The 25,309-nt window shown below is 64.3% G+C and carries 20 protein-coding genes and 1 tRNA gene; 13 read left to right on the top strand and 8 right to left on the bottom strand.

Annotated features, from left to right (window positions below; all coding sequences use genetic code 11):
- Positions 1–4 precede the first annotated feature (4 nt).
- The 4 genes from NG900_RS23950 to NG900_RS23965 form a co-directional block, all read right to left on the bottom strand.
- Positions 5–802, bottom strand: a complete 798-nt coding sequence (locus NG900_RS23950) for a BPSS1780 family membrane protein (protein WP_252684461.1) — start codon at positions 800–802, stop codon at positions 5–7.
- Positions 793–1,797: a homoserine kinase gene (locus tag NG900_RS23955; RefSeq protein WP_252684463.1), complete on the bottom strand. Its 1,005-nt coding sequence runs from the start codon at positions 1,795–1,797 to the stop codon at positions 793–795. The genes NG900_RS23950 and NG900_RS23955 overlap by 10 nt, the downstream gene beginning before the upstream one ends.
- A gap of 85 nt (positions 1,798–1,882) precedes the next feature.
- Entirely contained in the window at positions 1,883–2,314 is a 432-nt protein-coding gene (locus NG900_RS23960; protein WP_252684465.1) for a hypothetical protein, read from the bottom strand.
- Between the two features lie 95 nt (positions 2,315–2,409).
- The gene (locus tag NG900_RS23965; protein WP_252684467.1) at positions 2,410–3,360 is read right to left on the bottom strand and encodes an LOG family protein; all 951 of its coding nucleotides are present in this window, start codon (positions 3,358–3,360) and stop codon (positions 2,410–2,412) included.
- Positions 3,361–3,364: 4 nt separating this feature from the next.
- Between NG900_RS23965 and polA the strand changes: the two genes are divergently transcribed.
- The 4 genes from polA to NG900_RS23985 all read left to right on the top strand — a co-directional run bounded on the left by polA (position 3,365) and on the right by NG900_RS23985 (position 9,624).
- Positions 3,365–6,178 carry a DNA polymerase I gene (polA, locus tag NG900_RS23970; protein ID WP_252684469.1) on the top strand — a complete coding sequence of 938 codons (2,814 nt, stop codon included), beginning with the start codon at positions 3,365–3,367 and terminating at the stop codon, positions 6,176–6,178.
- 194 nt (positions 6,179–6,372) lie between these two features.
- Positions 6,373–7,707, top strand: coding sequence for an NAD(P)/FAD-dependent oxidoreductase (locus NG900_RS23975; RefSeq protein ID WP_252684471.1), 1,335 nt, complete (start codon positions 6,373–6,375; stop codon positions 7,705–7,707).
- A gap of 99 nt (positions 7,708–7,806) precedes the next feature.
- Positions 7,807–8,688 (top strand): dienelactone hydrolase family protein, encoded by an 882-nt coding sequence (locus tag NG900_RS23980; protein ID WP_252684473.1) that lies wholly within the window; start codon positions 7,807–7,809, stop codon positions 8,686–8,688.
- 129 nt (positions 8,689–8,817) lie between these two features.
- Positions 8,818–9,624 carry a ZIP family metal transporter gene (locus NG900_RS23985; RefSeq protein WP_252684475.1) on the top strand — a complete coding sequence of 269 codons (807 nt, stop codon included), beginning with the start codon at positions 8,818–8,820 and terminating at the stop codon, positions 9,622–9,624.
- 68 nt (positions 9,625–9,692) lie between these two features.
- Here the strand turns inward: NG900_RS23985 and NG900_RS23990 are convergent, their stop codons facing one another.
- From NG900_RS23990 to NG900_RS24000, 3 genes are all read right to left on the bottom strand, one after another.
- The gene (locus tag NG900_RS23990) at positions 9,693–10,580 is read right to left on the bottom strand and encodes a sulfurtransferase (protein ID WP_252684477.1); all 888 of its coding nucleotides are present in this window, start codon (positions 10,578–10,580) and stop codon (positions 9,693–9,695) included.
- Between the two features lie 15 nt (positions 10,581–10,595).
- Positions 10,596–11,585, bottom strand: a complete 990-nt coding sequence (locus NG900_RS23995) for a DMT family transporter (protein WP_420804181.1) — start codon at positions 11,583–11,585, stop codon at positions 10,596–10,598.
- Positions 11,586–11,682: 97 nt separating this feature from the next.
- The gene (locus tag NG900_RS24000; RefSeq protein ID WP_252684479.1) at positions 11,683–12,780 is read right to left on the bottom strand and encodes an aromatic ring-hydroxylating oxygenase subunit alpha; all 1,098 of its coding nucleotides are present in this window, start codon (positions 12,778–12,780) and stop codon (positions 11,683–11,685) included.
- Between the two features lie 427 nt (positions 12,781–13,207).
- Here NG900_RS24000 and NG900_RS24005 point away from each other — a divergent pair, with 427 nt between their 5' ends.
- The 4 genes from NG900_RS24005 (at position 13,208) to folE2 (ending at position 17,423) form a co-directional block, all read left to right on the top strand.
- Positions 13,208–13,492 carry an exodeoxyribonuclease VII small subunit gene (locus NG900_RS24005; protein ID WP_252684481.1) on the top strand — a complete coding sequence of 95 codons (285 nt, stop codon included), beginning with the start codon at positions 13,208–13,210 and terminating at the stop codon, positions 13,490–13,492.
- On the top strand, positions 13,489–14,397 hold the full coding sequence (locus NG900_RS24010) for a polyprenyl synthetase family protein (RefSeq protein ID WP_252684483.1): 909 nt from the start codon (positions 13,489–13,491) through the stop codon (positions 14,395–14,397). The genes NG900_RS24005 and NG900_RS24010 overlap by 4 nt, the downstream gene beginning before the upstream one ends.
- Before the next feature lie 66 nt (positions 14,398–14,463).
- Positions 14,464–16,374: a 1-deoxy-D-xylulose-5-phosphate synthase gene (gene dxs / locus NG900_RS24015; RefSeq protein ID WP_252684485.1), complete on the top strand. Its 1,911-nt coding sequence runs from the start codon at positions 14,464–14,466 to the stop codon at positions 16,372–16,374.
- A 242-nt stretch (positions 16,375–16,616) separates the two neighbouring features.
- Positions 16,617–17,423: a GTP cyclohydrolase FolE2 gene (gene folE2, locus NG900_RS24020; protein WP_252684487.1), complete on the top strand. Its 807-nt coding sequence runs from the start codon at positions 16,617–16,619 to the stop codon at positions 17,421–17,423.
- A gap of 44 nt (positions 17,424–17,467) precedes the next feature.
- On the opposite strand, the gene tsaD is transcribed toward folE2, so the two are convergent.
- Complete coding sequence (gene tsaD / locus NG900_RS24025; RefSeq protein ID WP_252684489.1) at positions 17,468–18,511, bottom strand: tRNA (adenosine(37)-N6)-threonylcarbamoyltransferase complex transferase subunit TsaD; 1,044 nt, start codon at positions 18,509–18,511, stop codon at positions 17,468–17,470.
- A gap of 94 nt (positions 18,512–18,605) precedes the next feature.
- Here tsaD and NG900_RS24030 point away from each other — a divergent pair, with 94 nt between their 5' ends.
- The 5 genes from NG900_RS24030 (at position 18,606) to NG900_RS24050 (ending at position 25,244) form a co-directional block, all read left to right on the top strand.
- Positions 18,606–19,829, top strand: coding sequence for a BaiN/RdsA family NAD(P)/FAD-dependent oxidoreductase (locus NG900_RS24030; protein ID WP_252684491.1), 1,224 nt, complete (start codon positions 18,606–18,608; stop codon positions 19,827–19,829).
- Between the two features lie 121 nt (positions 19,830–19,950).
- Positions 19,951–20,400: a GatB/YqeY domain-containing protein gene (locus tag NG900_RS24035; protein WP_252684493.1), complete on the top strand. Its 450-nt coding sequence runs from the start codon at positions 19,951–19,953 to the stop codon at positions 20,398–20,400.
- A 39-nt stretch (positions 20,401–20,439) separates the two neighbouring features.
- Positions 20,440–22,251, top strand: coding sequence for a DNA primase (dnaG, locus tag NG900_RS24040; RefSeq protein WP_252684495.1), 1,812 nt, complete (start codon positions 20,440–20,442; stop codon positions 22,249–22,251).
- Between the two features lie 313 nt (positions 22,252–22,564).
- Complete coding sequence (gene rpoD, locus NG900_RS24045) at positions 22,565–25,051, top strand: RNA polymerase sigma factor RpoD (RefSeq protein WP_252684497.1); 2,487 nt, start codon at positions 22,565–22,567, stop codon at positions 25,049–25,051.
- Positions 25,052–25,165: 114 nt separating this feature from the next.
- Positions 25,166–25,244 (top strand) — tRNA-Ile (locus NG900_RS24050).
- The last annotated feature ends 65 nt before the right edge of the window (positions 25,245–25,309 follow it).

The following is a 25,309-nucleotide window of genomic DNA, read 5'->3' on the forward strand; positions in this document are numbered from 1 at the left end:
CGGGTCAGACCGTCGTGTCGGTGGTCTGGCCTGCGGCCTGCGTCACGTTGAAGCAGCCGCGATACGTCGCGTAGAATGAGCAGTACAGCACCGCCATCACCAGAATCCGGTACGGCGTGGCGATGATCGGGGCGATGTTGTTGGCGCCGCTCGAAGCGAACAGCGCATCGATGAACAGCGGCACCGCAATCAGCAGGATCGCGACCAGCACTCCATACGCGATGAACGCGGCGCGGTTGCGCCACACGGCCATCCAGCTGAAGAACAGCGCCTTGCCGACCGGAATGCCGTGCCACGCCACCAGCAGCGGCGCAAACCAGAACAGCACCGCCACCGGGATATACAGCACCGAGCCCATCACCATCGCCAGGTAGAACTCGCGGATGGCGTCGGTGGTGAGCGGCTTGTCGCTGACCACGGTCATCAGCGTATCGACGTCCACCATCGTCATCAGCACGCCGCTGACCACCAGCACCAGCACGCCATAGATGCCGCCCAGCTTGAGCAGCGCGCGCATCGCATCCTTGCCATACGCACGGAAGCCCGCGATGAGCGAGGCGGGCCCGACGCGCTTGCCCGCCACCGTATCGCGGCACGCCGACATGAACCCCACAAAGATGGCCGGGTTGACCAGCAGAATCGCGAACACGCCCACTGGGGGTGCCAGCAGCATCAGCAGGTTGACGGCAAACAGGTAGATGAACAGCAGCAGCAAGAAACCGATCGGGTTCTTGCGGAACAGCCACGCGCCCTGGCGCAGCCAGACGTAGCCTTGCTTGGCCGGTACTTCAATCAGTTGCATGGTTGAGGGAGGTCCAGAGTCAGGCCGCCTGGGCCCACCCGTTCGCGCAGTACGCGCTCGAAGTGGGTCGGGTCGTGCGGCTTGAGCAGTTCGGCATCGCGCGGCAGGTAGAAATCCCACAGACGCGACACCCAGAAGCGATAGGCCGCGGCACGCAGCATGTCCTGCCAGTGCCGCGCTTCAGCATCGGTGAACGGGCGCACGGCGTGGTAGGCGTGCAGCATCGCCCGTGCCCGCTCGGCATCCAGCACGCCAGTGGCCAGGTCGATGCACCAGTCATTGACGGTCACGGCCACGTCGAAAAGCCACTTGTCGACGCCGGCAAAGTAGAAATCGAAGAAGCCGCCCAGGCGTTCCGGCTGGCCGTCGGTGGCCGGCTCGAACAGCACGTTGTCGCGGAAGAGGTCGCAATGGCACGGGCCTTCAGGCAGCGCGGCGTAGTCGGCGCTGGCGAAGAAGCGTTGCTGATGCGCGAGTTCGCTCTCGAGCAGCGCGCGCGTGTCGCCGTGCACGAAGGGCGCCACGTCGGGCACCACCTCGTTCCACCAGGGCAGGCTGCGCAGGTTCGGCTGGTGACGCGGATAGTCGCGTCCGGCCAGATGCATGCGCGCGAGCATGTCGCCGACGATGGCGCATTCCGACACGGTGGGCGCCAAGTTCGAGCGGCCCGCCAGGCGTGTCACGATGGTTGCCGGCTTGCCGCCCAGCGTGCGCAGGATCTCGCCATCGCGGCCCGGAATCGGCGCCGGCACGCTGATGTCGTGCTGCGCAAGATGCTGCATCAAATACAGATAGAACGGCAGTTGCTCAAGCGTCAGCCGCTCGAACAGCGTGACGACGTATTCGTGCGTCTGCCCGTCCTTCTCCGTGGTCAGGAAGAAGTTGGAGTTCTCGATCCCGGAGGGGATGCCGCGAAATGCGCGCACGGCGCCCACATCGTATTGATCCAGCCAGAGAGCGATCTCGGCATCGGAGACCGGGGTGAAAACAGCCATGCTTCGCAGGTGGGAAACGGGTGGAAGAAAACGCAACCGGCCCGCGATGGAGCCGGCTTGCGGGCGCCGAAGGTGCGGCGCGGGCTTAGAACTTCAGGACGTTGACCGAGGGTACCCGGTCGATGTCGCCGCGCTCACGAATGCGCGGCGAGCTGTCTTCTGGCTTGCTCATGTTGTAGGACGTTCCCATGCCGGATTTGACATGGATGTCCGGTGCCTGGCCTTTCTGAAAGCGGTATTCCTCGACCTGCGTGCCGTCGTTGTCGCGGTAGTCAAAGCTCGGCTTGACGGCTTCATGGTGGATGGCGCCCTTGGTGGGCTTGGCGATCGGCTGGCTGTTGATCGCCTTGACATCGGGCAGGTCCAGGCCGGCGCTGTCCGCCGTCACCTCGGCGTGCGCGGGCAGGGCGAAGCAGAGGGCGGCGCCAGCCAGCAGGCCACCGTGGCGCATCAGACGCGCGACATTGGCGAAGCCGGAGCGGACTGCAGCGGCGGACGGGTGAAGCAGCGAATCCATGATGGACTCCGGCGAGTGATCTGAGACCCTGCATTCTAGCAGTCCAGCCCCCTCGCCATCGTCCGTTCGCATGGCGCCGAATGTCACACCTGCGCTTACAGGTAGAACATCTCTTCCTTGGGCGGAATCGGCGAGGTGCCTTCGCGCTTTTCGTAGAACTCGTAGACGGCATCGAGCGCGTCCTTGGGTTCGTCGACGATGCGCATGATGTCGAGGTCGTGCTCGGCAATCAGGCCCATCGGCAGCAGCGTGAAGCGGAACCAGTCGAGCAGGCCCTTCCAGAAGTGGCTGCCGAACATGACCACCGGCACGCTGCGCGACTTGCCAGTCTGCACGAGCGTGAGCACCTCGGCCAGTTCATCCAGCGTGCCGAATCCGCCGGGCATGACGATGAACGCGTCCGAGTTCTTCACGAAGGTCACCTTGCGCGTGAAGAAATGGCGGAAGCGCATCGAAATGTCCTGATACGGATTGCCTTGCTGTTCATGCGGCAACTCGATGTTCAGCCCGACGCTGGCCGACTTGCCCGCGTGCGCGCCCTTGTTGGCCGCTTCCATGATGCCGGGGCCGCCGCCGGAGATGACGGCGAAGCCTGCGTCCGAGAACAACCGGGCGATTTCGATGGTGCGTTCGTAGTACGGAGAATCCTCGCGCAGGCGCGCGCTGCCGTAGATCGAAACGGCCGGGCGGATCTCCGAGAGGTACTCGGTCGCCTCGATGAACTCTGCCATAATCGTGAACATCTGCCAGGAGGCGCGCGCTTTCTTTGCGGTGGCGCGTTCTTCGTCAGCGAGTGCCCGCAGGCTGGGGATCATCTTGCGATCGGTGCGGCCATGAGCCACGTCGGCTTTGGGCTCGTGTTCAACGCCCACCGTCACGTTGACGTCCATGTCGGCCGTGGTGGCCTGGCGCGCGGGGCTCACCCCCGTCAGTTCAGCCGCGGACACATCTGCAGCCTGCTTTGCCACGCCGCCAGGTGCCGAGCCTTCAGCGGAAGCGCCATTATCGGAAACGCCGTTTGGCGTTCCAGTCACTTTAGAGTCCATGGGAATGTCGGAAAGTCAAGAAACGCTGTTGCTCGTCGATGGCTCGAGTTATCTGTACCGTGCCTATCACGCACTGCCCGACTTGCGAAACGGAGAAGGGTTTCCTACGGGGGCCATCTACGGCATCGTGAACATGCTGCGCAAATTGCGCAACGACTACCCGGCCAAGTATAGCGCCTGCGTTTTCGACGCCAAAGGCAAGACGTTCCGCGACGACCTCTATCCGGCCTACAAGGAGCACCGCGCGCCGATGCCGGACGACCTGCGCGCGCAGATCGAGCCCATCCACGAAGCCGTGCGCGCACTGGGCTGGCCCATCCTGGTGGTGGAGGGCGTGGAGGCCGACGACGTGATCGGCACCCTGGCCGAACGTGCGGCCAAGGAAGGCGTCCGAACCATCGTCTCAACGGGGGATAAGGACCTCGCCCAATTGGTGAATGACCACGTCACCCTGGTCAACACCATGACCAACGAAACGCTCGATCCGGCCGGCGTGCAAGCCAAGTTCGGCGTGCCGCCCGAGCGCATCGTCGATTATCTTTCGCTGATTGGCGATACGGTCGACAACGTGCCGGGCGTGCCGAAAGTGGGACCGAAAACCGCCGTGAAATGGCTGACCGAATTCGGCTCGCTCGACAACGTCATCGCCCGCGCGGGCGAGATCAAGGGCGTGGTGGGCGAGAACCTGCGCAACACGCTCGAATGGCTGCCTAAGGGCCGCGAGCTGCTGACGGTGAAGCTCGATTGCGATCTGTCGAAGGAAGTGCCGACATTTGACGCACTGATCGACGGCGGTGAAGACAAGACCGAACTTGTCGAGTTCTTCTCGCGCTACGGTTTCAAAACGTGGCTGCGCGAGGCCTCGGGCGAGGCGCTGCCTGACACGCGCAGCGTCGGTGCCGCCCGCAAGGCCGCGACGCCCGTGAAGAACTACGCCGGTGAAGCCGCGCAACTGCAGGCCCAGGCCAACCTGTTCGACGTGGAAGCGCCGCCCGACGAGGTCCAGTACGAAACGGTGACCACCGAAGCGCAACTCGAATCGTGGATGCAGCGTCTGGATGAAGTGGACCTCGTCTGCATCGATACGGAGACGACGTCCATCGATCCGATGCTCGCGCAGCTCGTCGGTATCTCGCTGTCGGTCAAGCCGGGCGAGGCGTGCTACATCCCGGTCGCGCATCGCGGGCCGGACGTGGTGGGCCTCGACGCTGCCGCGCAGCTCCCGCGCGACATGGTGCTCGCGCGCATGAAGCTGTGGCTCGAAGATGAATCGCGCAAGAAGGTCGGCCAGCATCTGAAGTACGACGCGCACGTGTTCGCCAACCACGGCATCGCGCTGCGCGGCATCGAGCACGACACGATGCTCGAATCGTACGTGCTGGAATCGCACCGCAATCACGGTATGGACGCGCTGGCCGAGCGGGTGCTGCACCTGAAGACGATTACCTACGAAGCGGTGTGCGGTAAGGGCGCATCGCAGATCGGCTTTGATGAAGTGCCGCTCGATCGCGCGACCGAATACGCGGCCGAAGATGCCGACATTACGCTGCGCCTGCATCGCACGCTGTTTCCCAAAGTGGCCGAAGACGACAAGCTGCGCTACGTCTACGAGCAGATCGAGATGCCGACCTCGATCGTGCTGCAAAAGATGGAGCGCAACGGCGTGCTGGTCGATGGTGATCGCCTGTCCAAGCAGAGCAACGAACTCGGCTTGCGCCTGATCGAGCTTGAAACACAGGCCCACGCGCTGGCCGGTCAGCCGTTCAACCTCAGCTCACCCAAGCAGATCGGCGAGATCTTCTTCAACCAGATGAAGCTGCCGGTTATCAAGAAGACCGCCAGCGGCGCACCGTCGACGGATGAAGAGGTACTGCAGAAGCTGGCCGAAGACTATCCGTTGCCGAAGCTGCTGCTCGACTACCGGGGCTTGGCGAAGCTCAAGTCCACCTACACCGACAAACTGCCGAAGATGGTCAACCCGCGCACCGGCCGGGTCCATACCACCTACGGGCAGGCGACGGCCGTGACGGGGCGCCTGGCCTCGACCGATCCGAACCTGCAGAACATTCCGGTGCGCACGGAAGAAGGGCGGCGCATCCGCGAGGCGTTCATTGCGCCGGAAGGCAGCGCGATTGTCTCGGCCGACTACTCGCAGATCGAACTGCGCATCATGGCCCACCTGTCGCAAGACGAAGGCCTGATGCGTGCGTTCCGCGAAGGTCAGGATGTGCACCGCGCGACGGCCGCCGAGGTGTTCAACGTGACGCCGCTGGAGGTCACGCCCGACCAGCGCCGCGTGGCCAAGGTCATCAACTTCGGCCTGATCTACGGCATGAGCGCGTTCGGGCTGGCCAGCAACCTGGGCATCGGCCGCGACGCCGCCAAGCTCTATATCGACCGCTACTTCGCCCGCTACCCCGGCGCCGCGAGCTACATGGACGAAACCCGCCAGAGCGCGCGCGAACGCGGTTACGTGGAGACCGTCTTCGGCCGCCGCCTGTGGCTGCCCGACATCAACGGCGGCAATGGCCCGCGCCGCCAGGCCGCCGAGCGCGCCGCCATCAACGCGCCCATGCAGGGCACGGCGGCGGACCTGATCAAGCTGTCGATGCTGGCCGTGCAAGGCTGGCTCGAAGCCGAAGCGATGCGCTCGCGCCTGGTCATGCAGGTACACGATGAGCTGGTGCTGGAAGTCCCGCAGGCCGAACTGGCCGTGGTGCGTGAGCGCCTGCCAGAACTGATGTGCGGCGTAGCGACGCTGCGTGTGCCGCTGGTGGCCGAGGTTGGTGTGGGCGCCAACTGGGAAGAAGCACACTGAGCAACGCTTCGCGGCGCGCGCCACAAGCCATGGCGCGGGTTTGTCTGCCGCGGCAGCCTGTGGAAGCCCGTGGCATGCGGTTGTCATGATTCGCCATATCCATACGCTTGGGGTTGCGGCGGGTTTTGCGTTGCAGCAGACTGCACCTGACAGATCACGTGATCGAAAAGATTCAACGGCTCAGGGAGAAGCACATGGCAGGGCAAGCGAACGGCGCAACGGCTACGAACGGGCCGCGCATTGTGGTGGTCGGCGGAGGCGCCGGCGGTTTGGAGCTCGCAACGCGGCTGGGCGACAAGCTCGGCAAGCGCGATGCGGCACACGTCGTTCTGGTCGACCGCAACCCCACCCATATCTGGAAACCGCTGCTGCACGAAGTGGCTGCAGGCAGCATGGATCCGAATACACATCAGCTCGAATACGCGGCTCAGGCGCGCTGGCACGGCTTCGAATTCCAGCAGGGCGAACTGAAGGGCCTCGATCGCGCGGCCAAGACCATCCTCGTATCCGGCTGCGTGGATGCGGACGGCACGGAGGTGTTGCCCGAGCGTGCGATCCCGTATGACACGTTGATCCTGTCCATCGGCAGCGTGACCCATTTCTTCGGCGTGCCCGGCACTGCGGAGCACGCCATCGCACTCGACACCGCATGGCAGGCCGAGCGCTTTCGTCGCAGGCTCATCGCTGCGTGCATGCGCGCGCAGAACGGTGTCGGCGATGCCCGCCCGCAGGTAGACATCGCCATCGTCGGTGCGGGCGCGACCGGTGTGGAGTTGTCGGCCGAACTGCGCAACACGGCCCACGTGCTGGCGGCCTATGGCCTGCACAAGATGGACCCGCGCCACGACATCCGCATCCATCTGATCGAGGGCGGCCCGCGCATCCTGCCGGTGCTCAAGGAGCGTATTTCTGCCGCAACGACCGGGCTGCTGCACAAGCTCGACGTCGACGTCATCACCAGCGAGCGCGTGACGGAAGTCACCGCCAACGCCGTCAATACCGCCAGCGGCAAATCCATTCCGGCGGATCTGACCGTGTGGGCCGCCGGCATTCGTGCGCCGTCGGTGCTGGGCGAGTTGGGGCTGCCCGTCAACAAGCTGGGTCAGGTGGTGGTTTCGCGCACGCTGCAGGTGGAAGGCGAGGATTCGATTTACGCTTTTGGAGACTGCGCCAGCTGCCCGTGGCCCGAGGCCTCGACCAGCGTGCCGCCGCGTGCGCAGGCCGCGCACCAGCAGGCGACCTATCTGTACGACGCGCTGCGTGCGCGCATGGACGGCAAGCCTGTACAGCCGTTCGCCTTCAAGGATCTGGGCTCGCTGGTGTCGCTCGGCCACTTCAGCGCGGTCGGCAGCCTCATGGGCGGCCTCATTGGCGGGTCGATGTTCATTGAAGGCCTGATGGCGCGGCTGATGTACACCTCGCTGTATCGCATGCACGTGCTGGCACTGCACGGCTGGGTGCGCATGGCGCTCGATACGGTCACGCACTGGCTGCGCAGCAAGACGAATCCGCGGGTCAAGCTGCACTAGCGGTTGAGGTCGGATACCTGGCTCGGCAGCGATGCATTCCCTTCGGTAGACTAGCCGCTTCGTTCACCGTAACCGCCCCGAGAATGCGAGGAGAGTGCGATGCAGCAGCTTGATGCAGAAGTGGAGAGTCTGGTACCCGGCCGCAGCTTCGATCGGCGCGGTTTCATGAAGACGGCATTGGGGTCGGCCTTTGCGGCGGCGGTGCTGCCGGTGTCGGCGCAGACCATCCACACCGACTTTAACGGGCTGACGGCGGGCGAGGTGATTGTGCCCGTGGGCGACTTCAAGATGCCTGCCTATCGCGCCCAGCCCGAAGGCAAGACCAGGCTGCCCGTGGTCATTGTCGTGAGCGAGATCTTCGGTGTGCACGAGTACATCGCCGATATCTGCCGGCGCTTCGCCAAGCTCGGCTACCTGGCGATCGCGCCGGAGCTGTTCGTGCGCCAGGGCGATCCGCGCGCCTACGGCACGATCCAGGAGGCCGTCGCCAACGTGGTGTCCAAGGTATCGGACGCGCAGGTGGCGGGCGATCTGGACGCCACGGTGGCGTGGGCCAAGGAGAACGGTGGCGATGCGGCGCGCATTGGTATCACCGGTTTCTGCTGGGGCGGGCGTCATGTCTGGCTGGCCGCCGAGCGCAACCCCGGCATCAAGGCAGCGGTGGTCTGGTACGGACCGCTCAACAGCAATTCCACGCCGTTGCAGCCTGTTTCGCCGATCGACAAGGTGGACGAGCTCAAGGCGCCGGTGCTGGGCCTGTATGGCGCGAAGGACACCGTGATCACGGAAGACGCACGCAATGCCCTGAAAACAGCGTTGGAAAAATCCAAGAACCCGAAGGCGCACGCATCACGCATCATCGTGTACCCGAATTCGGGCCACGCCTTCCACGCCGACTACCGCCCAAGCTATGTGAAGGCTGACGCGGAAGACGGCTGGAAGAAGTGCCTCGCCTGGTTCAAGGATCACGGCGTCGAATAGCACCGCAACACCCAGCGCGAAAGGCCCCACACGTGGGCCTTTTTCTTTGGCCGCCACTGGCAAAGGTTGATAAAGCGGCATACAATTCGCCCTTCTTGCAACTCTGTTGCGTTTATTGGCCTGCGCCGCATGACCTTCGATACCACCCTGTTAGGCATTCTCCTGGCCACCGCGCTGTCTGGCGTTGGCAGCATGGCGGGCGCCGCCGCGCTGTCATTGACGGTGCTCTCGCGTGTGGTGGATCGCATGGTCAGCTTTTCCGTGGGCGTGCTGCTGGCCACGTCGCTGCTGCACTCGCTGCCGGAGGCCTTCGAAGCGCATCAGGGTGTCGAGCCCAATGCGCATGCGCTGTTTGCCACGCTGCTGGCGGGCCTGCTGGGTTTCTTCCTGCTCGAGAAGATCTCGCTGATCCGCCACTCGCACCACCACGAGGGCGACGGGCATGGCCACCACCACGGCCATGATCGGCAAGAAGCCGGCCGCAGCGGCATGATGATCCTGGTGGGCGACGGGCTGCACAATTTTTCCGATGGCATCGTCATTGCGGCTGCGTTCCTGGCCGACACGAAAGTCGGCATCGTCACCGCGCTGGCCATTGCGGCGCACGAAATCCCGCAGGAAATCGGCGATTTCATGGTGCTGCTCAATGCAGGCTTCTCCAAGACGCGTGCGTTTGTCTACAACCTGATCTGCAGCGTCTGCGCGCTGGTGGGCGCGGTGCTCGGCTACTACCTGCTGGATCGCCTGACGTCGTGGATTCCGTACGTGCTCGTGGTCGCCTCCAGCAGCTTCATCTACATCGCCGTGTGCGATCTGATGCCGCAGATGAAGCGCCGGCCGCGTAAGCAGGAATCTGCTATCCAGGTTGCGCTGATTGCGGCGGGTGTGCTGATGATCTTCCTGTTGACCAACGGCCTGCACGGTCACGCGCACTGACGCATCGCATTGCTCAACGAAAAAGCCCGGTCGATACCGGGCTTTTTGCTGTAGGCGAGGTCTGCGGGTTACGGATTCGGCCCCGTGGCCACCGGGCGCGACGGATCGCTGCACCACTCGCTCCATGAGCCGGCGTAGAGCGCGGCGCCCGTCAGCCCGGCGATCTCCATGGCCAGGGCGTTGTGGCAGGCGGTCACGCCAGAGCCGCATTGCAGCATCGCGTCTTGCGGCTGGGCGCCGGCCAGCACGGCAGCAAAGTCCGCGCGCAACTGATCGGCCGGCTTGAAGGTGCCGTCGGCCTGCAGGTTGTCGCGGAAGAAGCGGTTGCGTGCGCCGGGGATGTGCCCGCCGACGGGGTCGAGCGTTTCGTTTTCGCCGCGGTAGCGGTCGGGCGCGCGGGCGTCGATGATGGGCTTGTCGGCGTGGCCGAGGTACTTCTGCACCAAATCGGCCGTCACCATTTGCACGAGCGACGGTTTGCGGGTGATGTTGCCCGGGGTGGCGTTGAGCTGCGGCTCTTCCGGCACGACGTTGTCGACCGGGAAGTGTGCGGTTTCCCAGGCCTGCAGGCCGCCATCGAGCACGGCCACATCGGCATGGCCAACCCAGCGCAGCAGCCACCACAGGCGCGCGGCGTACATGCTCCCCTGGCGGTCGTAGGCGACAACCTGCGAATCGTCATTCACGCCCAACGCCTGCAGGCGTGCGACCAGTGCTTCCGCATCCGGCAGGGGGTGGCGCCCGTTCGTGCCGGTCTTCGGACCGGACAGCTCGTTGTCGAGGTGCATGTAGAACGCACCGGGAATATGGTTGGCGTGATACGCATCGCGCCCGGCGGCAGGGTTGGCGAGGTCGAAGCTGCAATCGATGACAACCACGCTTTCCGGCGCGCTTTGCTGCAGCGCGGCCAATTGCGGCGCGGTGATGAGGGTGGCGTAGCGAGCGCGTTCGCTCATGGCGGCAATCTCCAATCAAACTTCCGGATGAATCTCGGCTTCCGGGCCGGACACGGCGGTCTGCGGCGTCGGATGCTCGGCGCCCGACTGACGGGCGCGCATGACCGTGGTCACGATGCCGCTGCCGATGATGAGCGCCATGCCCGCCCACGACAGCGCATTCAGGTGATCATTCCAGAGCAACATACCCCAGCCGCTCGCAAAGACGATGCCGGTGTATTGCAGGTTGGCCGTCAGCAACGTGTTGCCGCGCTTGTAGGCGCGCGTCATGGCGGTCTGGCCCAGCGTAGCCAGAAGCCCGACCGCCAGCAACAGGCCGGCGGTGTGCCACGTATGCGGCTGCGCGCCGCCGATCAGCATCCACACGCCGCCGGCAATCGCACTGACGAACGAAAAGTAGAACACGATGCGCGCCTCGTTCTCGCCCAGGTCGCCCAATTGGCGGACCTCCACATAGGCGAGGGCCGTGAACACGCCCGACACCAGCCCGACCATGCCGCCGGCAAGCTGCGATGAACCCACGCCCACACTCGGCTGCAACAGGCATATCACGCCCACGAACGACATCAGGATCGCCGCCACCATCTTCCTGTCGGCGCCACCGGCCTTACCGGCCAGCGCGGCGCCTGCACCGATGATCAGCGCAATCCACACTGGCGACATGTAGTTCAGCGTCATGGCCGTCGCCAGCGGCAGCAGGCTGATCGACGTGAACCACAGCAGCAGCGACGTCACCCCGAACACGCTGCGCTTGATGTGCGACGTGAGATATGGCGTGCGGATGCCCGCGCCCGTCTTGGCGAGGATGGCACCCATCACGATCATGCCGATCACGCTGCGGTAGAAGACGATTTCGCCCGTGCTGTAGTGCGCCGAGGCGAGCTTCACGCACACGCCCATCGCCGAGAAGGCGAATGCGGCGAGGATCATCCACAGCGACTGGCGGGAGGAGCTGTCGGCCGTTGGGGCGGCGTTCTGGACAGCGGTCGTGGTATCGGCGGGCATGGCGAGGGGAGGGCGAAAAAAAACGGCGCAGGCTGCGTGACCTGCACCGTTCGTATTGTGACGCGGAAGGCGGCGGATGCCTACCTTCGGTGGCCGCTTAATACTTCATGACGCGTCGATACCACTCGTGGAAGTGCTGCATGCCGTCTTCCATGGGCGACTGGTATGGGCCGACTTCGCTTGTGCCGCGCTTGAGCAGGGCGAGGCGCCCAGCGTCCATGCGCTCAGCGATCTCGTCATCTTCGATGCACGTTTCCATATAGGCGGCGCGCTCGGCTTCAACGAATTCGCGCTCGAACAGGACGATTTCTTCCGGGTAGTAGAACTCGACCACGTTGCGTGTCTTGGTCGGGCCCAGCGGATGCAGCGTCGAGACCACCAGCACGTTCGGATACCACTCGACCATTACGTTCGGGTAGTACGTCAGCCACACCGCGCCGTACTTGGGCATTTCGCCGTTGTTGAAGCGCAGCACGGCGTCGTGCCACTTCTGGTACGCCGGCGTGCCCGGTTTGCGCAAATTGGCGTGGATGCCGACCGTCTGCACGCTGTGCCACTCGCCGAATTCCCATTCCAGGTCGTCACACGAGACGAACTGGCCGAGCCCAGGGTGGAAGGGCACGACGTGGTAGTCCTCGAGGTACACCTCGATGAAGGTCTTCCAGTTGTAGTTGCAGTCGTGCACCTCGACGTGGTCGAGCATGTAGCCGGAGAAATCGAGATCGCGCGCCACGCCCAGGCGGGCGAGGTCGTTGCGCACGTCGCGCTTGCCCTCGAACAGCAGCCCGTTCCAGTTCTGCAGCGGCGAGCGCGACAGGTGTGCGCACGGCTGTTTCTCGAAGTGCGGCGCGCCCAGCAGGTCACCTTTGAGGTCGTACGTCCAGCGGTGCAGCGGGCAGACGATGTTCTGGGCGTTGCCGCGCCCATTGAGCATGATCGCCTGGCGATGCCGGCATACGTTGGAAAGCAGTTCGACGCCGTTCGGGTTGCGTACCAGCACGCGGCCTTCGGCCTCGGCGGCAAGCGTGTGATAGTCGCCAACTTCGGGGACCATCAGCTCATGGCCGACGTAACCCGGGCCATGCTTGAACAGACGTTCGATTTCAGTTTGATACAGCGCCTCGTCGAAGTAAGCAGAGACGGGCAGCTGGGTTTCAGACGGCACCAGGTTCAGTGCGGCGCTGAGATTGGACATTATCCCCACTCCCAATAACGGTGAAAGTAGTGAACAACCCAACCATCGAAAGATTCGACGAAAAATTCGATTTGGGAAAGGACGCCATCGGCAGGTGGCCTAGGGTCTGTTGATATGGGAAACGAGCGTCTGAGGCCCCCGCTTGGGCCAACGACCATACGTTTTATGGGCCAACAGACCCAAACCATCGTACGGAACGGCGTAGCACCGGCCCGGCCTTTGGAGGAAAGGGGGCGATTGTACCCCAGGGGAATTGATAAGTCCCTGATTTTCGTCATCTTTCAGCCGTTGACCAGCCGACACCGCGCCGGACGGCGCCACGCCTCGGAACCCTGAACCAACCTCCCCGCACCGGACGCCATGTGCGCAGAGCGCACGCGGAATTGCCGTAAAATGCCGGATTGTCCTTTTCTGATTCGCAATCGGCATGCCCCGTGCCTCAAACGACGCCCCGACTGGCGCGTCCACTCCTTCCGCCACGCCGGCTTCATACGAAGCGGCCATGGCCGAGCTCGAAACCCTTGTCGCCAGCATGGAATCCGGTGAGTTGCCGCTGGAGGCCTCGCTTGCGGCGTATCGACGCGGGGCCGAGCTGGTCAAGTACTGCCAGCAGGTGCTGGAGCGTGTGGAGCAGCAGGTGCGTGTGCTCGACGGCGATGCCCTGAAGCCGCTGTCCGACGATACCGGTACCAACGAGCAGGGCGACGCATGAGCGCGCCTGCCCAATTCGCCCCATGGATGGCGTCGGTCGTTGCACGCACGGAAACCGCGCTCGAACGCGCATTGCCGGCCGAAAGCGTCTCGCCGCAACGCCTGCATGCCGCCATGCGCTATGCCACGCTGGGCGCCGGCAAGCGCGTGCGCCCGCTGCTGACGCATGCCGCCGGTGCGCTGGGCGATGCGTCGCCTGAGGCACTCGATGGCGTGAGCTGCGCGGTGGAGATGATCCACGCCTATTCGCTTGTCCACGACGACATGCCCTGCATGGACGACGACGACCTGCGGCGTGGCCGCCCGACCGTGCATCGCGCCTATGATGAAGCGACGGCTCTGCTGGTCGGCGACGCCTTGCAGACGCAGGCGTTCATCGTGCTGGCCGAGCTGGGCGCGGTGAGCCCTGCAACCCGCGCGGTGCTGGTGGGTGAGTTGGCGCACGCCTCCGGCTCACTGGGCATGGCGGGTGGTCAGGCGATCGATCTACAAAGCGTTGGCATTGCCTTGTCGCAAGATGCACTGGAAGCGATGCACCGCATGAAGACCGGCGCGCTGCTGCGGGCAAGCCTGCGGATGGGCGCGCTCTGTGCTGGAGTGAATGCCGCTGCGCTGGAGCAGGTGGATGCCTATGCGGGCGCGGTCGGCCTGGCGTTCCAAGTGGTCGACGACATCCTCGACGTGACGGCCGATACCGCCACGCTGGGCAAGACCGCCGGCAAGGACGAGGCCAACGACAAACCCACCTACGTGTCCATCCTCGGGCTGGACAAGGCGCGGGCGCTGGCTGATGAGCTGCACGCTGCAGCGGGCGCGGCGGTTTCACAGCTTGCCCAGGAGTTGGGCGAAGCGCGCACTGTCCGGTTGGCCGAGATGGCCGACCTGATCGTGCGGCGTAGCCACTGAACAACATTGCGCTGGGGTAGAGCCCAACGCCCAATGCCAAAAAACGCGCCTGAGCGGCGGTCCCACATGACGTACGAACTTCTCAACACCATCGACGATCCGGCCGACCTGCGCCGCCTGGACCGCCGCCAGCTCGAGCCTCTGGCCAGCGAGCTGCGCGCCTTCGTGCTCGATTCCGTCTCGCAGACGGGCGGCCACCTGTCGTCGAACCTCGGCACGGTCGAGCTGACCATCGCGCTGCACTACGTTTTCAACACGCCCGAAGACCGCATCGTGTGGGACGTGGGCCATCAGAGCTATCCGCACAAGATCCTTACCGGGCGCCGTGACCAGATGGGCACGTTGCGCCAGTTGGACGGCATCTCGGGCTTCCCGCGCCGCAGCGAGAGTCCGTACGACACGTTCGGCACGGCGCATTCGTCCACGTCGATTTCGGCTGCGCTGGGCATGGCTCTGGGCGCCAAGACCAACGGGGAAGACCGCGTCGCCATTGCCGTCATCGGCGACGGCGCCATGAGCGCCGGCATGGCGTTCGAGGCGATGAACAACGCGGGGGTCTATAAAGACCTGCCGTTGGTCGTGGTGCTGAACGACAACGACATGTCGATCTCGCCGCCGGTGGGGGCGCTCAATCGCTATCTGGCGCGCCTGATGAGCGGCCAGTTCTACGCGGCCACCAAGAAGGGCGTGGAAAAGCTGTTGTCGGTGGCGCCGCCGGTACTCGAATTTGCCAAGCGCTTTGAGGAGCACACCAAGGGCATGTTCGTGCCGGCCACGATGTTCGAGGAGTTCGGCTTCAACTACATCGGGCCGATCGATGGCCACGATCTCGAATCGCTCGTGCCGACGCTGCAGAACATCCGCAAGCGCGCGTTGGAAGGCGGCGGCCCGCAGTTCCTGCACGTGGTCACCAAGAAGGGCCAGGGCTACAAGCTGGCCGAGGCCGACCCGATCCTCTATCACGGCCCCGGCAAGTTCAATCCGCAGGAAGGCATCAAGCCTTCCGGCCGTCCGGCCAAGGTGACGTACACGCAGGTGTTCGGCCAATGGCTGTGCGACATGGCTGCGGCGGACAAACGCCTGGTCGGCATCACGCCGGCCATGCGCGAGGGCTCGGGCATGGTCGAGTTCGAGCAGCGCTTTCCCGATCGCTACTACGACGTGGGCATCGCCGAGCAGCATGCCGTGACGTTTGCGGGCGGTCTGGCGTGCGAGGGCCTGAAGCCCGTCGTCGCCATCTATTCGACGTTTCTGCAGCGCGGCTACGACCAGTTGATCCATGACGTGGCGCTGCAGAACCTGCCCGTGGTGTTTGCGCTAGATCGTGCTGGCCTAGTCGGAGCGGACGGTGCGACGCACGCCGGCGCATACGACATTGCGTACCTGCGCTGCATCCCCAACATGATGGTGATGACGCCGGCCGACGAGAACGAATGCCGCCAGCTTTTGAGCACGGCCTTCGCCCAGGATTGCCCGACGGCGGTGCGCTATCCGCGTGGCGCGGGCACGGGCGTGGCGGTGCAGCCGACGCTGGAGCCGCTGCCGTTGGGCAAGGCCGAAGTGCGGCGCGCATCGACGGCACCGGCCGGCCAGCGCGTGGCGATCCTGGCGTTCGGCTCGATGGTGGCCCCTGCCACGGCCGCTGCGGAACGCCTGGACGCGACTATCGTCAACATGCGCTTCGTCAAGCCGCTCGACGTGGCATGCGTGCTGGAGATGGCGCGCACGCACGACTACGTGGTCACGGTGGAAGAGGGCTGCGTGATGGGGGGAGCCGGCAGTGCCTGCCTGGAAGCGCTGGCCGCGGTGGGTGTGGCAACACCTGTGCTGCAATTGGGTCTGCCTGACCGCTTTGTGGACCACGGCGACCATGCCGCGCTGCTGGCGCAATGCGGGCTGGACGCCAATGGCATTCTCGCTTCCATCCGGGAACGTTTTGCCGTGCAGCCGCGGGCCGCGACGCCGCGTGTGGCCTGAGCTGCCTGCGGCGATAGGAAGAATCAATCACCCGTATTGCGTCTGCGGGTTTGAGTAGTTGACTGCAGAGGTAGGAAATTTCCCTTACACTCCGCAGTCCAATTTGTGAATTGTGTGCGCAGTCGCGGGATGGGTTGAGTCGATCACTTGAGGGGTGGTCACTCTCAGCCAGGTTCCGCGGTTTCACACTCGTTGCGTTCCGGTCGACTGCGATGGCCGGGCGACCGTAAAGGAAACCGATCATGAACGATATGAACCCGGCCTTCGCGATGCCGGACGTGCAGTCCAGCCACGATACCCGCCAGATTCCCATCCAACGCGTGGGCGTGCGCGGCGTGCGCTACCCGATGTCGCTGCAGACCCCGTCGGGCGTGCAGAACACTGTGGGCACGTACAACCTCGATGTGCATCTCCCGTCCGACCAGAAGGGCACGCACATGTCGCGCTTCGTCGCGCTGCTCGAAGAAGAGCGCGAACCGCTGAACCTGGCGCAATTCCAGCTCCTCCTGGAAAAGATGCTGGAGAAGCTCGAAGCCGACGCCGGCCGCATTGAAGTCCACTTCCCGTATTTCGTCAGCAAGACGGCCCCGGTGTCGGGCGTGCAGTCGCTGATGGACTATGAAGTGACGATGATCGGCGAAGTGCGCGACGGCCACACCAAGGTTCGCGTCAAGGCGCTGGTGCCGGTGACGAGCCTGTGCCCGTGCTCGAAGAAGATTTCGGAATACGGCGCACATAACCAGCGCTCGCACATCACGATCGACGCCGAGCTGGCGGCCGATACGCCGGTCGAATCGCTGATCCGCATGGCCGAAGAAGAAGCTTCGTGCGAACTGTGGGGCCTGCTCAAGCGCCCGGACGAGAAGTTCGTGACCGAGCGTGCGTACGAAAACCCGAAGTTCGTGGAAGACCTGGTGCGCGACATCGCCATGCGCCTGAACCAGGACGACCGCATCGTCGCCTACACGCTGGAAGCCGAGAACTTCGAATCGATCCACAACCACAGCGCGTATGCGCTGATCGAGCGCGACAAGCGCCTCGACAAGTAATCGACATGGCAGTAAAGAAAAAACCGCTCAAATGAGCGGTTTTTTTATGCCTGTTGGATACGAATGTCTTCGAGATCCCAGCGCGGTGTGACGCCGTACCCGTAGCCGTCCTGCACCTGCGTCGGGTCTGCCTGCAGCCGCATCGCGCCGGCAAAGGCGATCATCGCGCCGTTGTCGGTGCAGAACTGCAGGTCGGGGTAGTAGACGCGCAGGCCGCGCTTCTTGCCTTCGGCGTTAAGGCCTTCGCGCAACTGGCGGTTGGCGCCCACGCCGCCTGCCACGACGATGCGCGTGAGGCCGTGCTCGCGCGCGGCACGCAACGTCTTCTTGACGAGCACTTCGACGATGGCGTCGACGAATGCGCGGGCCAAATCGGCACGCGGCTGATGGCAGGTCTCGCTGTCGGTCAGGTTGAGCTTGCGCACCTGCGTGAGTACCGCCGTTTTCAAGCCCGCGAACGAGAAATCGAAATTGCCCGAATGCAGCATCGGCCGGGGCAGGTCGAACACGCCGGGGTTGCCGAACTCGGCCAGGCGCGAGACGGCAGGGCCACCGGGGTAGCCCAAGCCGAGCAGCTTGGCGGTCTTGTCGAAGGCTTCACCGGCAGCATCGTCGAGCGTTTCGCCGAGCAGCGTGTACTGGCCGACGCCATCCACGCGCATCAGTTGCGTGTGCCCGCCCGAGACGAGCAGCGCCAGAAACGGAAACTCAGGCCGATCCGCCTCCAGCAGCGGCGAGAGCAGATGCCCTTCCAGGTGGTGCACCCCCACCAGCGGCTTGCCCAGGGCAAACGCCAGCGCATTCGCCACCGAGGCGCCGACTAGCAGCGCGCCAGCCAACCCCGGGCCTTTCGTATAGGCGATGGCGTCGATGTCCGCGCGCCTGGCGCCAGCCTTGCCGAGCACCTCTTCCAGCAGCGGGATCACGCGGCGGATGTGGTCGCGCGAGGCCAGCTCGGGTACCACGCCGCCGTATTCCCGGTGCATGGCGATCTGCGAATACAGCGCATGCGCGCGCAGGCCGGCATCGGTGTCATACAGCGCGACACCGGTTTCGTCACAGGAAGATTCGATGCCGAGGACCAGCATGGCGAGTGAGGGAAGAAATCCGTAGGAAGGCGCCGAAGATAGCACAAGCTAAAATACGCGGTTTTCAAGCATAGACAGAGGCGGCGCGACGATCATGATGCGGTGCGATGTAGCGGTGATCGGCGCGGGCGCGGCCGGGATGATGTGCGCGGCGGTGGCCGGGCAGCGTGGAGCGCGCGTGGTGCTGATCGACCACGCGACCAAGCTGGCCGAGAAGATCCGCATCTCCGGCGGCGGGCGGTGCAACTTCACCAACGTCAATGCGGCGCCGGCCAACTACCTGTCGAACAACCCGCATTTCTGCCGCTCGGCGTTGGCGCGGTACACGGCGCAGGATTTCATCAGCCTTGTCTCCAGCTACCGCATTCCGTATCACGAGAAGCACAAGGGGCAGCTCTTCTGCGATGACAGCGCGGAAGACATCATCCGCATGCTCGAAGCCGAGTGCGAGAAGGGCAACGTCATCTGGCGTACTGGCTGCACCATCGCAGAAGTGGGCAAGGACGGCGATGCGTATCGCCTGTCGACCAGCGCGGGCGAGATCGTCGCCGACAAGCTGGTGATTGCTACGGGCGGCCTGTCGATCCCCAAGATCGGCGCGACGGATTTTGGCTATCGGATTGCGCGGCAGTTCGGGCTGAAGATTGTCGAGACGCACCCGGCGCTGGTGCCGCTCACGTTCAACGCTGAGCATTGGGCGCCGTTCTCGGCGCTGTCTGGGGTCTCGATGGAAGTGGATGTGACCGTGGCGCAGCCTGCGGGCAAGGGTGGCAAGAAGGGCGGCGCCACGACCTTCCGCGAGGATTTGCTGCTCACGCATCGTGGGCTGTCTGGTCCGGCGGTGCTGCAGATCTCCAGCTTCTGGAATTCGGGCCAGCCGCTCGCCATTGACCTGCTGCCGGACACCGACGCCGCGCAATGGCTGTGCGATGAGAAATCCGGCTCGCGCAAGCAACTCGGGACGGTGCTGGCGCAGCGGCTGCCGGAACGCGTCGCGCAAGCCTGGTGCGCCACGCACGGCGCCAATCCGCACGCGCCGATTGCCGAGCTGCAGGACAAGCTGCTGCGTGCGATCGGCGGCGCACTTAACCGCTGGGAGCTGACGCCGTCGGGCAGCGAGGGCTATCGCAAGGCGGAAGTCACGCGTGGCGGGGTCGATACGCGCGCGCTGTCGTCGGCCACCATGGAGGCGCAGAGTGCGCCTGGCCTGTACTTCATCGGCGAGGTGGTCGATGTGACGGGGTGGCTCGGCGGTTACAACTTCCAGTGGGCATGGGCCTCGGGCGTTGCGGCGGGGGAGGCAGCGTCCGCCCGCTGACTCCGTCGATTGGGGCAAGAACCGCCTTGGTTCTGTGCTACGATCAGCGATCCACTTTTTCAAGTTTGCAACCCGCTGGGCCAGCCGCTCGAGCGGGTTTTGCCGTTTATCGGAGTTTGGAATGTCGTTGAAAGCGCAGATCACGGAAGACATGAAGGCCGCCATGCGCGCCAAGGAAATGGATCGTCTGGGCACGATCCGCCTGCTGCAGGCCGCCATCAAGCAGCGCGAGGTGGATGAGCGCATCGAGCTGGATGACGCTGCCGTGCTGGCCGTGGTCGACAAGATGATCAAGCAGCGCAAGGACTCCATCACCGCATTCCAGCAAGCCAGCCGCGAAGATCTGGCCGCCAAGGAAGCGGCTGAGATTGCCGTGTTGCAGGTCTACATGCCCGCGCAGCTGTCGGAAGCCGAAGTCGACGCCGCCGTGCGCGACGCCGTGGCCAAGGCTGGCGCTGCCGGCCCACAGGACATGGGCAAGGTCATGGGCATCCTCAAGCCGGCACTGGCTGGCCGCGCTGACATGACGCAAGTCTCGGCCCGCGTAAAGGCAGCCCTGACCGGCGCCTGATCCCCTTCACACCCGCAACACCCAAGGGGCACACCCCGCGTGATCCCGCAGCCGTTCATTGACGACCTGCTCAACCGCGTCGACATCGTCGACGTGGTGGGCCGCTACGTGCAGTTGAAGAAGGGCGGCGCCAACTTCATGGGGCTGTGCCCGTTCCATAACGAGAAGTCGCCGTCGTTCTCGGTGTCGCCCACCAAGCAGTTCTATCACTGCTTTGGCTGTGGCGCGCACGGCTCGGCCATCGGCTTCCTGATGGAGTTTTCCGGGCTGTCGTATGTCGAGGCCATCAAAGACCTCGCGCAGTCCGTCGGCATGGTGGTGCCGGAGGAGCGCGGCAGCTTGCCGCCCGCCGCCCGTGCCGAGCAGCAAGCCAAGACCGTCGCACTTGGCGACGTCATGGCCCGCGCCTGCGAGCACTATCGCAAGCAGCTGCGCAGTGCCCCCAATGCCATCCAGTACCTGAAGGGCCGCGGCCTGACCGGCGAGATCGCCGCGCACTTCGGCCTCGGCTATGCGCCCGACGACTGGCAATCGCTCGAGACCGTATTCGGTCCGTATCGCGAGGACACCACCGCCGGGCCGCTCATCGAAGCTGGCCTCGTCATCGAAAGCGAAAAGACCGGCGCCGACGGCTCGCACCGCCGCTACGACCGCTTCCGCGATCGCATCATGTTCCCCATCCGCAATACCAAGGGGGTGGTGATTGGCTTCGGCGGCCGGGTGCTGGGGCAGGGCGAGCCCAAATACCTCAACTCCCCCGAGACGCCGCTGTTCAGCAAGGGCACCGAGTTGTACGGCCTGTTCGAGGCGCGCACCGCCATCCGCGAATTCGACTACGTGCTGGTCGTGGAAGGCTACATGGACGTCGTCGCGCTGGCCCAGCTCGGGTTTGCCAACGCCGTCGCCACGCTGGGCACAGCCTGCACGCCGGTCCACGTGCAGAAGCTGCTGCGGCAGGTCGATACCGTCATCTTTTCGTTCGACGGGGATTCCGCCGGGCGTCGCGCCGCACGCCGCGCGCTGGAAGCCTGTCTGCCGCACGCCACCGACAACAAGACGATCAAGTTCCTGTTCCTGCCGTCTGAGCACGATCCGGACAGCTTCGTCCGGGAAGAGGGCACCGAAGCCTTCGCCCGCGAAGTGCACAACGCGATGCCGCTGTCGCGCTTCCTGCTGCAGGCCGTGTCCGAAGATCTCGACCTGCGCCAGCCCGAAGGCCGCGCCCGCGCTCAATACGAAGCCAAGCCGCTGCTGACCGCCATGCCCGCCGGTGGCCTGCGCCTGCAGATCGTGCGGGGGCTGGCCGACATGACCGGCACCACGCCCGCCGACATCGAAGCGCTGTGCGGCCTGCGCAGCGACCCCGCCCAGGCCGGCCGCATGACACAGAAGCGCCCGCGTGTGGCGCGCACCGCACCGACAGCGCTGGAGCAAAAGGTGCTCCGCCTGCTGATGCGCTATCCCGCGCTGGCCGCCCGGCTCGATGCCGACGCGCGCGCGCAGTTGACTGCGCCCCAATTGCCCCAAGGTGAGGTATTGGCGGGGCTGCTGGCCGAATGCGATGCTGTGGGCCCTGAAGTGCACTTCGGCGCCTTTGTCGAGCGCTTGGGCCAGACGCCGTATGCCGAAGCCTTCGCGGGGTTGCGTACCGCCGTGCTTCAGGACGATATCGAGCTGGAGCCGGCCACATCCGAATTCGATACCGCCGTGCAAAAGATGCTCGCCGAGCCGCTCAAGCGGGAGCTGGAGATGCTGCAGCGCAAGATGGAAGCTGGTCACGCCAGCAACGATGACAAGGAACGCATGCGCTGGCTGGTCGGCGAAATCAGTCGCCGTCGGCAACTGGTGTAGCGCTTGCGCCGCAGCACACAGCATCAAGCGGGGCGGGTAATTGCGGTTAGCCCCTTGATTTTTCAGGCGAAAACCCGATTTTCGTTTAGACCGGCTGGGTCTGGCGTGCTAGAATAGCCGGTTTGGATTGCAAGTCCTTTTTCCCATTTTTGGGGGAGTGAGCGTGCCCATGGTGAAGGTGAAGACCTCCGCGAAGGCCGGTTCCAAGGCCAGTCCTGCTTCTGTTTCTGCCACGCGAATCTCATCGGCGCGCGGCTCGGGAGGAGGAAAGACCACAGCGGGAACGGCGAAAGTCGCGAATGGTCGGAGCCATATGGGGCAGGCAGGATCGACAGGAATCAAGGCCACTGCACCGGCAAAGACGGGGAAAGCCCAGCCGCGCCAGTCCGCCGAGGTCACCGTCGCTGCCACGCCGGCCAAGCCGGCAGCGCGCACAAAGGACACGATTCAATCTTCAACCTCAGGCAAGGTCTCGACGTCGATGAGCACGAGCGCCAGACCTGGCGGCACAGCCGCTTCCGTCGCACTCAAAGGCAAGACAACCACCGTGGCGAAATCGAAAGTTACCGAAGTCGAGAGCAAGCAGACCACTGCCAGCGCAAGCGCAACCAAGACGGGTACCGCTCGTACCAGCTCCGCAAAGCCAACCAAGGCAACCGCGGAAGACACCAAGCGCACCGCCCAGGCAGCGGCCACCCCTACAACTCCTCCTGCGGCCCACGCCGCGGCAGCGGCCGAGCCCAAGAAGCGCGGCCGCAAGCCCAAGGCAGAAACGCAGGCAGACGACAGCAGCACGGACGTGACTGAAGAATTTGACACCCCCGCCGCTCCGGCACCGAAGACCGAAAAGCTGAAGGCCCGTGACCGCAAGGCCAAGGAAAAGGCCCTGCTGAAGGAGTTCGCGGCCTCGCAGCAAGGCGGTTCGGAAGAAGAGCTCGAGGCGCGCCGCCAGAAGCTCAAGGCGCTGATCAAGCTGGGCAAATCGCGCGGCTACCTAACCTACGCCGAAATCAACGACCACCTCCCCGACGACATGGTCGACGTGGAGTCGCTGGAAACGTTGGTCGCCACGCTTAACGACATCGGCGTTGCCGTGTACGAGCAGGCTCCGGACGCCGAAACGCTGCTCCTGAACGACAACGCGCCTTCCGTGACCACGGAAGAAGAGGCGGAAGAAGAAGCCGAAGCCGCGCTGTCGACCGTTGACTCCGAATTCGGCCGCACGACCGACCCGGTGCGTATGTACATGCGCGAAATGGGCACGGTCGAGCTGCTGACGCGCGAAGGCGAAATCGTCATCGCCAAGCGCATCGAAGCCGGCCTGAAGGACATGGTCATGGCCATTTCGGCCTGCCCGGTCACCATTTCGGAAATCCTCGCCATGGGCGAGCGCGTCGCCAACGACGAAGCCAAGATCGACGAGTACATCGACGGCCTGATCGACCCGAACGCTGAAGCCGATGCTGCCGCTGCAGCCGAGGAAGAAGAGGAATTCGAGGAAGAAGAAGCCGAAGAGGAAGGCGACGAAGAGGAAGACGAGGACGATGAAGGTGCCGGCGCTGCCGCAGCTTCGGCCCGTCAACTCGAAGAGCTCAAGCAGGCTGCGCTGGTCAAGTTCGGCGTGATCGGCGAGCAGTTCGACAAGATGCGCCGCGCGTTCGAGAAGGAAGGCTACAAGTCCAAGCCTTACGTGAAGGCACAGGAAGCCATCCAGGCCGAGCTGATGACGATCCGCTTCACCGCACGCAACGTCGAGCGCCTGTGCGACACGCTGCGTGGCCAGGTGGACGAAGTGCGCAAGCTGGAGCGTGCCATCCTGAACATCGTGGTCGACAAGTGCGGCATGCCGCGCGGCGACTTCGTGTCGCGCTTCCCGGGCAACGAGACCAACCTCAAGTGGATCGACACCGTGGTGGCCGACGGCAAGCCGTACAGCGCCATCGTGGAGCGTAACGTGCCGGCCGTGCACGAACTTCAGCAGAAGCTGATCGACCTGCAGGCACGCGTGGTGCTGCCGCTGACCGAGCTGAAGGACGTCAACCGCAAGATGTCGGAAGGCGAGCGCCGCGCCCGTGAGGCCAAGCGCGAGATGACCGAGGCCAACCTGCGTCTGGTGATCTCGATTGCCAAGAAGTACACGAACCGCGGTCTGCAGTTCCTCGACCTGATCCAGGAGGGCAACATCGGCCTGATGAAGGCGGTGGACAAGTTCGAATACCGTCGCGGCTACAAGTTCTCGACGTACGCCACGTGGTGGATCCGTCAGGCCATCACGCGTTCGATCGCCGACCAGGCACGCACCATCCGGATTCCGGTGCACATGATCGAGACGATCAACAAGATGAACCGCATCTCGCGTCAGATCCTGCAGGAAACCGGCAACGAGCCGGATCCGGCAACGCTGGCGGAGAAGATGGAGATGCCGGAAGACAAGATCCGCAAGATCATGAAGATCGCCAAGGAGCCGATCTCCATGGAAACGCCGATCGGTGACGACGACGACTCTCATCTGGGTGACTTCATCGAGGATACGAACACGCTGGCCCCGGCAGAAGCGGCGCTGCATGGCTCCATGCGCGGTGTGGTGAAGGACGTGCTCGATTCGCTGACGCCGCGCGAAGCCAAGGTGCTGCGCATGCGTTTCGGTATCGAAATGAGCACCGATCACACGCTGGAAGAAGTTGGCAAGCAGTTCGACGTGACCCGCGAGCGTATCCGCCAGATCGAAGCGAAGGCACTGCGCAAGCTGCGCCACCCGAGCCGTTCGGACAAGCTCAAGAGCTTCCTGGAAGGGAGCTAAAAGCAGGATTTTCCGAGTGGGCCCGCGCCCACTTTCGGTTAAAATCTCGCACGAGGCCCGGCCTAACCCGCCGGGCTTCTTTTTTGCCGGTGACTCGTTCGAGCGCCGTTCTTTGGGCCTCTAGCTCATGCTTGGTTAGAGCAGCGGACTCATAATCCGTTGGTGCCGGGTTCGACTCCCGGGGGGCCCACCATCTTCTTCCCCCTTTATTGCGTGCTCCGCTAACGGTATCGATACGGCGGGGTGCTTCGGGGCAAT

This window comes from Ralstonia soli (assembly GCF_023955655.1).
Taxonomy (GTDB): domain Bacteria; phylum Pseudomonadota; class Gammaproteobacteria; order Burkholderiales; family Burkholderiaceae; genus Ralstonia; species Ralstonia soli.